Source organism: Streptomyces albidoflavus, assembly GCF_000719955.1.
Classification (GTDB): domain Bacteria; phylum Actinomycetota; class Actinomycetes; order Streptomycetales; family Streptomycetaceae; genus Streptomyces; species Streptomyces albidoflavus.
Genome location: NZ_JOII01000026.1, coordinates 65257 through 77043, shown reverse-complemented (window position 1 = coordinate 77043; position 11787 = coordinate 65257). Strand labels below are relative to the sequence as shown.

6 protein-coding genes and 1 pseudogene are annotated in these 11787 nt (G+C 73.1%); 6 read left to right on the top strand and 1 reads right to left on the bottom strand.

What is annotated here, in order from left to right; genetic code table 11:
• The first annotated feature begins 23 nt into the window (after positions 1-23).
• Positions 24-2663, top strand: coding sequence for a S8 family serine peptidase (locus tag IF45_RS0123220; protein WP_030309337.1), 2640 nt, complete (start codon positions 24-26; stop codon positions 2661-2663).
• 130 nt (positions 2664-2793) lie between these two features.
• Complete coding sequence (locus IF45_RS0123215) at positions 2794-4461, top strand: fumarate hydratase (protein ID WP_008414126.1); 1668 nt, start codon at positions 2794-2796, stop codon at positions 4459-4461.
• A gap of 94 nt (positions 4462-4555) precedes the next feature.
• Here IF45_RS0123215 and IF45_RS0123210 read toward each other — a convergent pair whose 3' ends face one another.
• Positions 4556-6094, bottom strand: coding sequence for a ricin-type beta-trefoil lectin domain protein (locus IF45_RS0123210; RefSeq protein WP_008414124.1), 1539 nt, complete (start codon positions 6092-6094; stop codon positions 4556-4558).
• A gap of 233 nt (positions 6095-6327) precedes the next feature.
• Between IF45_RS0123210 and IF45_RS0123205 the strand changes: the two genes are divergently transcribed.
• The 4 genes and pseudogenes from IF45_RS0123205 to IF45_RS31560 all read left to right on the top strand — a co-directional run bounded on the left by IF45_RS0123205 (position 6328) and on the right by IF45_RS31560 (position 11763).
• A complete protein-coding gene (locus tag IF45_RS0123205) occupies positions 6328-7746 on the top strand; it encodes a class II fumarate hydratase (protein WP_008414122.1) in 1419 nt (472 codons plus the stop codon).
• 246 nt (positions 7747-7992) lie between these two features.
• A complete protein-coding gene (gene fomD / locus IF45_RS0123200; RefSeq protein ID WP_003948245.1) occupies positions 7993-8682 on the top strand; it encodes a cytidylyl-2-hydroxypropylphosphonate hydrolase in 690 nt (229 codons plus the stop codon).
• Between the two features lie 196 nt (positions 8683-8878).
• A complete protein-coding gene (locus IF45_RS0123195) occupies positions 8879-9577 on the top strand; it encodes a class I SAM-dependent DNA methyltransferase (RefSeq protein ID WP_003948246.1) in 699 nt (232 codons plus the stop codon).
• Between the two features lie 35 nt (positions 9578-9612).
• Positions 9613-11763 (top strand): annotated as a pseudogene (locus tag IF45_RS31560) (SpoIIE family protein phosphatase).
• Positions 11764-11787: the final 24 nt, after the last annotated feature.

Below are 11787 nucleotides of genomic sequence, written 5' to 3'. Positions count from 1 at the left end.
ATCGAAGTCGTGTAAGGACACTCATGCCGTTTCTCAGACCCACCGTCGCGGCGATAGCCACCGCCGCGCTGGCCGCGGGCACGCTCTCCGTCTCCGCCCTCCCCGCCGCGGCGGCCCCCGCCCCGCAGCCCGTCGCCGCCGCCGACAAGCTGGGCGCGCACGACCGGGCACTGATCAAGCAGTACCAGCAGCAGAGCCGGGCCCGTTCCGCGCAGCCGGACGCGCTGCGCGCCACCCCGGACTTCGTCACCCTGATCGTCGCGGTCCAGGAGGGCCGGACGGCGGCGGTGGCGGAGGAGATCGCGGCGCTCGGCGCCGAGGTGACCCGGACCGACGCCGAGGTCGGCTACGTCAAGGTGAACGCCCCCTTCGCCACGGTCGACGCGCTCCTCGCGCTGGACGGCGTGGTCGCGGTCGACGCCGACGAACTGCTCCAGCTGGAGGACGTCCGCCCCGACGGCGAGCTGACCGGCAAGGGGCACGGAGGCAAGGGCGGCTCCGGCGCCAGGAAGCTGCCGGCCGGCCCGTCCGCGAAGACCCCGGACGCCAACCCGTACATGCCGACCGGCGAGACCGGGTCGGCCGACTTCAAGAAGCGGCACAAGACGTACGACGGCCGCGGCGTGACCATCGGCATCATGGACAGCGGTGTCGACCCGACCCACCCGGCGCTGGCGAAGACCACCACGGGTGAGCGCAAGCTGGTCGACACGGTGACGGGCACCGACCCGAACAACTTCATCGACATGCTCTTCGACAACACCTGGCAACTCGTCTCCCGCCAGGTGAGCGGCCCGAAGTACACCGACCCGGACACCGGGAACGTCTGGACGCTGCCCGAGGAGGAGGGGCTGCGGTTCAGCGCCAAGACCAACACCCTGCCCAACGGCTTCACCGGCAAGATCGGCGTGCTGCACCACGACGGGGACGACGCGGTCCGGGTGGACACCGACGGCGACCTCGACTTCACCGACGAGGAGCTGATGCGCCCGTACGCGGAGAAGCACCAGGTCGGCTTCCTCGGCAAGGACGACCCGGCGACCGGGATCAACGAGAGCGTCCCCTTCACCGTGCAGGTCAAGCGGGACATGCTCTCCTCCTCGGTGATCGGCGTCGCGCTCAACTACATCGACGTGGCGCACGGCACCCACGTCGCGGGCATCACCGCCGCCCACGGCATGTTCGGCGGGAAGATGGACGGCCAGGCGCCCGGCGCGAAGCTGGTCTCCATGCGCGCCTGCCACTCGCTGGGCTGCTCCAGCGCCGCGCTGACCGACGGCATGATCGACCTCGCCCACGACCACGGCGTCGACGTCATCAACATGTCGATCGGGTCGTCGCCCGAGTTCAACGACGGGCAGAGCGCCCGCGCGCTGGTCTACAACCGGCTCGTCGAGGAGTCCGGCGTCCAGCTCTTCATCTCCGGCGGCAACTCCGGCGCCGGCGCCAACACCATCGGCGACCCGACCGCCGCCGACCAGGTGGTCAGCGTCGGCGCCTCGGTCTCGGCCGACACCTACTGGGCCAACTACGGCTCCGAGGTCAAGGCGAAGCGGGACATCTTCCCGTTCTCCTCGCGCGGCCCCCGCGAGGACGGCGGCTTCAAGCCCGACATCACCGCGCCCGGCTCGGCCGTCGCCCCGACCCCGAGCTGGATCGCGCCCACCTCGGTCGCCGAGACCGGCTACACCCTGCCCGCCGGCTACTCGATGATGAACGGGACCTCGATGGCCTCCCCGCAGGCCACCGGCGCCGCCGCCCTGCTCCTCTCCGCCGCCGGGCAGAAGCGCCTCGCCCCCTCCCCGGCCGAGCTGCGCGCCGCGATCTACTCCTCGGCCGCGCCGATCCGCGGGGTCACCGCCATCGCCCAGGGCCGCGGCCAGTTCGACGTGGCCGGCGCCTGGAAGCACCTGGAGAAGCGGAACGGCACCGGCGACGCCGTGACCGTCTCCGCCCCCGTCTGCACCCCGCTCTCCGGCCAGCTGGTCACCCCGCACACCGGCAGCGGCGTCTTCAACTCCTGCGCGCCCACCACGGGCGGCCAGAAGCCCGGCGAGTCCCGAACCTACGAGGTGACGCTGACCCGCACCTCCGGCAAGGCCGGCAGCGCCCCGTACAAGCTGGACCTGACCGGTGACACCGGCTCCTTCTCCGTGCCGCGCACCGTGAAGCTGGCCAAGGGGGTGCCGACCACGGTCAAGGTCACGGCGAAGCCGCGTACCGCCGGTGTCCACAGCGCCGTGCTGACGATCGACAACCCCGCCACCAAGGCCGTCGACCAGCACGCCATGCTCGCCGTCGAGGCCGGGGCCGACCTGACCGACGGCTGGAAGGTGACGGGCGTCTCCGAGCGGAACGGCACCACCCACTACACCGTGGTCGTCCCCGAGGGCACCAAGAGCCTCGACGTGAAGCTCTCCGGCGCCCCCGAGGGCAGCCAGATCCGCTGGTGGGCCTTCGGCCCGACCGGCATGTCGGCGGAGAAGGTGGCCGCGGGCACCCTCTCCTGCTACAGCAGCTACTACGACGGCTACGGCTGCGCCCCCGAGGGCCGCTCCTACGCCGACCCGAAGCCGGGCGTCTGGGAGCTGGTCGTGGAGTCCCGGCGGACCACGCCGGTCTTCTCCGCGCCCTTCACTCTGGAGGCCGCGGTCACCCGCTGACCCCGCCCGTCGAAGGCCCCGGTGCCAAGTGAGCCTTACCTCACAGGACCGGGGTCTTCGGCGCGTCTTACGCTGGTGGACGCTGCCCGAGGGAGGACAGCCAGCGACCCTTGAGTGAGGAATGGGCGAAATGCCGGAGTTTGCGTACACCGATCTGCTGCCGACCGGAGAGGACACCACGCCCTACCGCCTGGTCACCTCCGAGGGCGTCTCGACCTTCGAGGCCGACGGGCGCACCTTCCTCAAGGTCGAGCCGGAAGCGCTGCGCAAGCTCGCCGCCGAGGCGATCAAGGACATCCAGCACTACCTGCGCCCGGCCCACCTCGCCCAGCTCCGCAAGATCATCGACGACCCCGAGGCGTCCTCCAACGACAAGTTCGTCGCGCTGGACCTGCTGAAGAACGCCAACATCGCCGCCGCCGGCGTGCTCCCCATGTGCCAGGACACCGGCACCGCGATCGTCATGGGCAAACGCGGCCAGAACGTCCTCACCGAGGGCGGCGACGAGGCGGCCCTCTCGCGCGGCATCTACGACGCGTACACCCAGCTCAACCTGCGCTACTCCCAGATGGCCCCGCTGACCATGTGGGACGAGAAGAACACCGGCTCGAACCTGCCCGCGCAGATCGAGCTGTACGCGACCGACGGCGGCGCCTACAAGTTCCTCTTCATGGCCAAGGGCGGCGGCTCGGCCAACAAGTCCTTCCTGTACCAGGAGACCAAGGCCGTCCTCAACGAGTCCTCCATGATGAAGTTCCTGGAGGAGAAGATCCGCTCGCTCGGCACGGCCGCCTGCCCGCCGTACCACCTGGCGATCGTGGTCGGCGGCACCTCGGCCGAGTACGCGCTGAAGACCGCCAAGTACGCCTCCGCGCACTACCTCGACGAGCTGCCCGCCGAGGGCTCCGCGCTCGGCAACGGCTTCCGGGACAAGGAGCTGGAGGAGAAGGTCTTCGAGCTGACCCAGAAGATCGGCATCGGCGCGCAGTTCGGCGGCAAGTACTTCTGCCACGACGTCCGCGTCGTCCGCCTCCCCCGCCACGGCGCCTCCTGCCCGGTCGCCATCGCCGTCTCCTGCTCGGCCGACCGCCAGGCCGTCGCCAAGATCACCGCCGAGGGCGTCTTCCTGGAGCAGCTGGAGACCGACCCGGCGCGCTTCCTCCCCGAGACCACCGACGAGCACCTCGACGAGTCCGGCGACGTGGTCGAGATCGACCTCAACCGCCCGATGGACGAGATCCTCGCCGAGCTGACCAAGTACCCGGTCAAGACCCGCCTCTCGCTGACCGGCCCGCTGGTCGTCGCCCGCGACATCGCCCACGCCAAGATCAAGGAGCGGCTCGACGCCGGCGAGGGCATGCCGCAGTACCTCAAGGACCACCCGGTCTACTACGCCGGCCCCGCCAAGACCCCCGAGGGCTACGCCTCCGGCTCCTTCGGCCCGACCACGGCCGGCCGCATGGACTCCTACGTCGAGCAGTTCCAGGCCGCCGGCGGCTCCAAGGTGATGCTGGCCAAGGGCAACCGCTCCCGCCAGGTCACCGAGGCCTGCGGCGCCCACGGCGGCTTCTACCTCGGCTCCATCGGCGGCCCCGCCGCCCGCCTCGCCCAGGACTGCATCAAGAAGGTCGAGGTCCTGGAGTACGAGGAGCTGGGCATGGAGGCCGTCTGGCGCATCGAGGTCGAGGACTTCCCCGCCTTCGTCGTCGTCGACGACAAGGGCAACGACTTCTTCACCGAGCCCGCCCCGGCGCCGACGTTCACGTCGATCCCGGTGCGGGGGCCGGGGCTGGCGTAGCCACCCCTCGCGCGGACGTGTGGCCCCGTCCCGCCGGACTTCCGGCGGGACGGGGCCACACGCTTCCGTACGGGGATTCAGTACGGACCGGGCGTCACGCCAGACTCTGCGCGGCCGAGCCGTCGCAGGTCTGGAGGCGGGCCGGGGTGTTCTTGGCGGTCAGGGTGACGCAGAGGTTCTGGGCGGCGGTGGGGCGCAGGGTGGTGCCGGTGCGGGTGAACTTCTGGTTGGGCTGGCCGGCGCAGTCGTAGAGGACGAGGGCGCGGCCGGCGCGGTAGTCGGCGCCGGGGACGTCGAGGCAGCGGTCGTGGGTGGTCTCGATGTGGACGGTGCCGGTGTCGGGGCTCTGCCACCAGCCCTGGTTGCGGGTGCCGGTGCAGTCCCAGCCGATCAGGGCGGTGTCGTTGAGGGTGTCGCCGCCCTTGGCGTCGAGGCAGACGCCGGTGCCGGCGCGCAGCGGCTTGAAGGCGTCGTCCCAGGCTCCGGCGCGCAGGACCGGCTGGCCGGTGGAGCCGGGGTCGGCGCAGCTCGCCTCCCGCAGGCCGGTGCCGTGCAGGGCGCTGAGGCAGGCGGCGAAGGCGGCGTGGCCGCGGCCGTTGGGGTGGAAGGACTGGCGGACGGAGTTGGCGTCCGGCGGGAAGGGGTTGGAGAGGTCGACGGTCAGGCCGCGGACCCAGGTGTTGTCGGTGCAGACCTCGTGTCCCTGGAAGAGGCGGGAGCCGTCGAGGTAGGTGGCGCCGGCCTGGCGGGCGGCGGTGCGCAGCCCCTTCTGGAAGGCGGGCACGGCGGTGTCGCGGCCCCAGCGGGCGTCCGCGTCGTAGCCCACGCAGCCGCCGGGGAGCTTGCCGGGGAACTTGGGGTTGTCGCGGAAGTCGGGGGTGATGGGGCTGGAGTAGCTCATCAGGACGAGTTCGTAGGAGCCGTCCGCGTAACCGGCGTCGCCCATGACCTTCTTGAGGTCGCCGAGGGTGGCGGTGACCTTGGGGATCAGGCCGTCGACGCGGCCCTGCCAGCCGGGGTCGTACTTGGGGTTGCAGGCGCCCTGGAGGAGCAGGTAGCGGGTGACGCAGTCGGTCATGACGGGGCCGAACTGGAGGTCGTCGTTGGCTCCGGCGACCACCAGGACCTGCTTGATCCTGGTGTTGCGGGCCTTGATCGCGAGGCTGTCGCTCTGGACCAGTTCGTCGGCGTACTGGCGGCTGCCGCCGATGCGGATGTTGGCGGAGTTGGCGCCGGAGCAGGAGACGTTGTAGGTGACGTCGGCGGGGATGCTGGTGCGGTGGACGGCGGCGTCCTTGGAGCGGTGGCACCAGTTGGTGGGGCCGTCGGTGCCCGGTTCGTAGTTGCCGACGCCCTCGCCGGAGATCTGGCTGTCGCCGAGCGAGATGAGGGAGCTCTTGCGCTGGTCCAGGGGGCGCTCGGCCGGGTCGCCGTAGAGGGCGGTGGCCTCGGCGGCGCGGATCGTCTCCAGTTCGGCGGGGAGCGGGGTCGCGGCCGCCGGGGCGGGGGCCGCCGAGGCGGTGGCCGGGGTGAGCAGGGCGGCGAGGACGGCCGCGGACGCGGCGAGCGCGGCGGCCGCGCGGCGGGGTCTGCGGGGTGCGTACGGCTCTCGGGCGGTGCTGGTGCGCTTCATGGCGTCTCCAGGGGGCACGTGTGGCCCATGAGGGTGTCCGTACGGGGCATCCCCACGGGTTCGGTGACGTTGCGGGTACCGGGTGCTACCGAGGGTTTTTACTGGTCGGTAGACGTCAGGGGAATACGTCGAACCAGACAATCGCTCAACTTTTTCGGCGGGCCCCGCGCGCCGGAGGTCCTTTCCCGCCCCCGGCGCCTCCCCTCGCCCGCCGGTTTCGGAGGTAGGACGACATGACGAGTGACGCTTCCCGCGTGGACGCGGCGGCCGGTGGCTTCCGGGTCGAGCACGACTCCATGGGCGAGGTACGCGTCCCGGCCGGCGCCAAGTGGCGGGCCCAGACGCAGCGGGCGGTGGAGAACTTCCCCGTCTCCGGGCAGCGGCTGGAGCGGGCCCACATCGAGGCGCTGGCCCGGATCAAGGGGGCGGCGGCCACGGTCAACGCCCGGCTCGGTGTGCTGGACGAGGAGATCGCGGGGGCCGTCGCCTCGGCCGCCGAGGAGGTGGCGGCGGGCCGGTGGGACGCCGAGTTCCCGGTCGACGTCTTCCAGACCGGCTCGGGCACCTCGTCGAACATGAACATGAACGAGGTGCTGGCGACGCTGGCCACCGAGCGCCTGGGCCGCCCGGTCCACCCCAACGACCACGTCAACGCCTCCCAGTCGTCCAACGACGTCTTCCCCTCCTCGATCCACATCGCGGCCACCGCCGCCGTCACCCGCGACCTGATCCCGGCCCTGGAGCACCTCGCGGCGGCGCTGCGGCGCAAGGCCGAGGAGTTCGCGGACGTGGTGAAGTCCGGCCGCACCCACCTGATGGACGCCACCCCGGTCACCCTCGGCCAGGAGTTCGGCGGCTACGCGGCCCAGGTGTCGTACGGCGTGGAGCGGCTGCGTGCCTCGCTGCCCCGGCTGGCCGAACTGCCGCTGGGCGGGACGGCGGTGGGTACCGGGATCAACACGCCCGAGGGGTTCTCGCCCGCCGTGATCGCCGAGGTGGCGCGGGCCACGGGGCTCGAACTGACCGAGGCCCGCGACCACTTCGAGGCGCAGGGTGCCCGGGACGGGGTGGTGGAGACCAGCGGGCAGCTGCGGACGATCGCGGTCGGGCTGACCAAGATCGCCAACGATCTGCGGTGGATGGCCTCGGGCCCGCGCACCGGTCTGGCCGAGATCCAGCTCCCCGACCTCCAGCCGGGCTCCTCGATCATGCCGGGCAAGGTCAACCCGGTGATCCCGGAGGCCGTCCTGATGGTGGCGGCCCAGGTGACCGGCAACGACGCGACGGTGGCGACGGCCGGGGCGGCGGGCAACTTCGAGCTGAACGTGATGCTCCCGGTCATCGCCAAGAACGTGCTGGAGTCGGTGCGGCTGCTCGCCAACGTCTCCCGGCTGCTGGCCGACCGCACGGTGGACGGCATCACCGCGAACGTGGAGCGGGCCCGCGAGTACGCCGAGTCCTCGCCCTCGGTGGTCACCCCGCTCAACAAGTACCTCGGCTACGAGGAGGCGGCGAAGGTCGCCAAGCGGTCGCTGGCCGAGCGGCGCACCATCCGCGAGGTGGTCCTCGACGGGGGGTACGTGGAGCGCGGCGACCTGACGCTGGAACAGCTCGACGAGGCCCTCGACGTCCTGCGGATGACCCGGCCCTGACCTGCGGCGGGGCGGCCACCGGGCCCTGCCGCCCCGCCCGTACCGCCCCCTCGCCCGCCCCGCACCGCCAAGGGGGTGCCTGACAAATCCCGCACGGCGCCCACGGCGCCCGGCACGCACTCTCGCCGCACCGGACGAAGGCCCAAGTAGCTCCGCTACGAGGACCTTCGTCCGGCACGCCGAGAGCACGCACCGAACACCGCGGACACCGCACAGGATTTGTCAGACACCCCCTAATATCTGGCCATGGCACAGACGGAGAGTGCGGCAGGCGGTGCGGCGGCGCGGGGCGGGCGGTGGGCACCCGGCACGCCGATCCTGTGGCGTTACCGGGAGAACGCCGGGGAGCGGTTCCACATCTGCCGCCCGGTCACGGTGGTCCGCGACACCGCCGACCTGCTCGCGGTGTGGATGGCGCCGGGCACCGAGGTGGTCCGCCCGGTCCTCGCCGACGGCACCCCGCTCCACCGCGAGCCGCTGACCACGCGCTACACCAAGCCCCGCGCCGTCCGCCGCGACCGCTGGTTCGGCACCGGGGTGCTGAAACTGGCCCGCCCCGGCGAGCCGTGGTCGGTCTGGCTCTTCTGGGAGCCGGGCTGGCGGTTCAAGAACTGGTACGTCAACCTGGAGCAGCCGCTGGCGAGATGGTCGGGCGGTGTCGACTCCCAGGACCACTTCCTGGACATCGCGGTCGCCCCCGACCGCAGCTGGCGCTGGCTCGACGAGGACGAGTTCGCCGAGGCCCAGGCGGCCGGCCTGATGACCCCCGGCCAGGCCGCCGCCGTACGCGAGGCGGGCGCCCGGGCCGTCGAGCGGATCGCCGCCTGGGGAGCCCCGTTCGGCGACGGCTGGCCCGACTGGCGGCCCGATCCGGGGTGGCCGATTCCGGCACTTCCGGGCGATTGGGACCGCGCAGGGGTGTCAGTGGGGCCGTGAGACCCTTGCTAGAGGCCCGTACTCCAAACGTAGGATCGTCGTCCGCAAGGACACAGCAGCCGCCGGGCCGGTTCCGGAGGGCCGCACCGCACGACACGGCGACGGCCCGGCCACTTCGGCCGGGCCCTCGGCCGTCGCACGATCGGAACGCAGCAGCGCACGTCAGGCAGACAGGCATCGAGGGGCGGGACACGACGTGAACGAGGGTCCAGGGCAGCGGGAGAACGGCGCGGCGGGCGGTTACGCCCCGGGGCTGGTCGTGGACCGCACCGGGCAGGCCGAGGCGTTCGACGCGATAGGCAAGCGGTACGACGAGGCGTTCCCGCACAAGGAGGGCCAGATCGCCGCCGTGCAGCGCCTGCTCGCCGAACTCCCCGCCCAGGCCCGCGTCCTGGACGTCGGCTGCGGCACCGGCCTGCCGACCTGCGGCCAGCTCGCCGACGCCGGCCACCGGGTGACCGGGGTCGACCTCTCCGCGGGCATGCTGGAGCTGGCCCGGACCCACGTCCCCGGCGCCGAGTTCCTCCACCGCGACCTGGCCTCGCTGCGCGTCGAAGGGCCCGGCGGGCTCGGCCGGTTCGACGGTGTGACCTGTTTCTTCACCCTGCTGATGCTGCCGCGCGAGGAGATCCCGCACGCCCTGCGGCTGCTCCGCTCGCTGCTGGTGCCCGGCGGCCACCTCGCCCTGTCGATGGTCGAGGCCGACCTGGACGACGCGGGCATCCCCTTCCTCGGCCACACCCTGCGGGTCTCCGGCTACCTCCGGGAGGAGCTGCGCCGGGTGGTGAGCGAGGCGGGCTTCGAGATCACCGGCGAGGACGACTACGCCTACGCGCCGGCCAGCACCGACGCCCCACCCGAGTACCAGCTCTTCCTGAACTGCCGGCGCGACTGACACGGCGCAGCCCCGGACGGACGGATTCGACACGCGTGACGGAGCACCCCACCTCCCACGAGGGCCGGCAGCCGCGAGCTGCCGGCCCGACCGCCCCCGCCGAACGGCGCGGGGCGCGGCTGCGTACCCCCGATCCGGCCGAGGCGCCGGAGAGCCCGGAGCAGGCCGGTCCACCGGAGCGGGGGCGTGCCAAGGACGCCTCCGTGCCGCCGCCGGCCAAGGGACGGCGCCGCCGTAAAGGCGGCTCCCGGCGGGCCGCGGCCTTACCCGCACAGGACTCCCCCGCCCCGGCCAAGGGCTCCGGCGGACGCCGCCGCTCCGGCCGCTCGGGCCGGAGCGAGCCCGACGCACCGGTCGAGCACGGCGCGACGCCGGCGCAGGCCGGCCCCGGCGCGGCCCGCGGCTCCCGCGAGGAGCCGCCCGGACGCGGCACCGGCCTCGGCGACGGCGGGCAGGTGCCGGGCCAGCTGCCGGGCACGGCCCGGCGCGACGGCGACCGGCTGCGGTTCGTCGGCGCGGCCACCCGGCGCATCGCCCGCGGCATCGACCCGGACGAGATCGTGATGGGGCTGTGCCGGGCGACGGTCCCGACCTTCTCCGACGCGATCCTCGTCTACCTCAGCGATCCGCTGCTGGTCGGCGACGAGCGGCCGACCGGGCCGCTGGTGCTCCGGCTGCGCCGCACCGACCGGCTGCGTCATCTCGGGGAGGGCGAGGGCGAGGGCGACCAGTCGCTCGCCGCGCAGATCCCGCTCTCGCCGGAGGCGCTGCTCTCGCCCGAGCTGTGCGAGGTGCGTCCGGGCGGCGCCCTCGCCGAGGTGCTGCGCGGGGTGCGCCCGGTCTTCTCCTAGGCGCCCGGCGCCCAGGACGCCCTGGCCGAACTGCTGGGCGAGGGGCGGACGGTGCCCGGCGGGATGCGTACCGTGCTCGCGCCGCTGCGCGGCCGCCGCCGGGTGATCGGCGCGGCCGTCTTCCTGCGCAGCCCGGACCGGCCCGCCTTCGAGCAGGACGACCTGCTGGTGGCGGCCCAGCTGGCGACGCACAGCGCGCTCGGCATCGACAAGGCGGTGCTGTACGGCCGCGAGGCGTACATCGCCGACGAGTTGCAGCGCACCATGCTCCCCGAGACCCTGCCGAAGGCGACCGGCGTCCGGCTGGCCAGCCGCTACCTGCCGGCCGCCGAGACGGCCCGGGTCGGCGGCGACTGGTACGACGCGATCCCGCTGCCGGGTTCGCGGGTGGCGCTGGTGGTCGGCGACGTGATGGGCCACTCGATGACCTCGGCCGCGATCATGGGGCAGCTGCGGACCACCGCGCAGACCCTGGCCGGGCTCGACCTGCCGCCGCAGGAGGTGCTGCACCACCTCGACGAGCAGGCGCAGCGGCTGGGCTCGGACCGGATGGCGACCTGTGTCTACGCGGTCTACGACCCGGTGTCGCACCGCATCACGGTGGCCAACGCCGGGCATCCGCCGCCGGTCCTGCTCCACCTGGGCGGCCGCGCGGAGGTGCTGCGGGTGCCGCCGGGGGCGCCGATCGGCGTCGGCGGGGTCGACTTCGAGGCGGTGGAGCTGGACGCGCCGGCCGGGGCGACGCTGCTGCTGTACACCGACGGCCTGGTGGAGTCGCGGCTGCGGGACGTGTGGACCGGCATCGAGCAGCTGCGGGAGCGGCTGGCGGCGACGGCCCGGCTGACCGGCCCCGACCATCCGCCGCCGCTGGAGGCGCTCTGCGACGACGTGCTGGACATGCTGGGTCCGGGTGACCGGGACGACGACATCGCGCTGCTCGCGGCCCGCTTCGACGGGATCGCGCCGAGCGACGTGGCGTACTGGTTCCTGGACCCCGACCCGGCGGCGCCCGGCCGGGCCCGGCGCCTGGCCCGGGCGGCGCTGGCGCGGTGGGGTCTGGAGGAGCTGACGGACTCGGTGGAGCTGCTGGTCAGCGAGGTGGTGACCAACGCGGTCCGGTACGCCTCGCGTCCGGTGACGCTGCGGCTGCTGCGCACCGACGTGCTGCGGGTCGAGGTCGGCGACGACGTGCCCCAGCTCCCGAGGCTGCGGCAGGCCCGCGCCACCGACGAGGGCGGGCGCGGCCTGTACCTGGTCAACAGGGTGGCCCGGCGCTGGGACGCGACCCGGCTGAGCAACGGCAAGGTCGTCTGGTTCGAGCTGCCGATGCCCTGACCCGCGGCCGGGGCATGACCGGGT

What these genes read in the sequence shown, in the direction of transcription:
- IF45_RS0123215 (WP_008414126.1), top strand. Translation starts at nt 2,794, where the DNA reads ATGCCGGAGTTTGCGTACACCGATCTGCTGCCGACCGGAGAGGACACC.
- IF45_RS0123210 (WP_008414124.1), bottom strand. Translation starts at nt 6,094, where the DNA reads ATGAAGCGCACCAGCACCGCCCGAGAGCCGTACGCACCCCGCAGACCC.
- IF45_RS0123205 (WP_008414122.1), top strand. Translation starts at nt 6,328, where the DNA reads ATGACGAGTGACGCTTCCCGCGTGGACGCGGCGGCCGGTGGCTTCCGG.
- IF45_RS0123220 (WP_030309337.1), top strand. Translation starts at nt 24, where the DNA reads ATGCCGTTTCTCAGACCCACCGTCGCGGCGATAGCCACCGCCGCGCTG.
- fomD (WP_003948245.1), top strand. Translation starts at nt 7,993, where the DNA reads ATGGCACAGACGGAGAGTGCGGCAGGCGGTGCGGCGGCGCGGGGCGGG.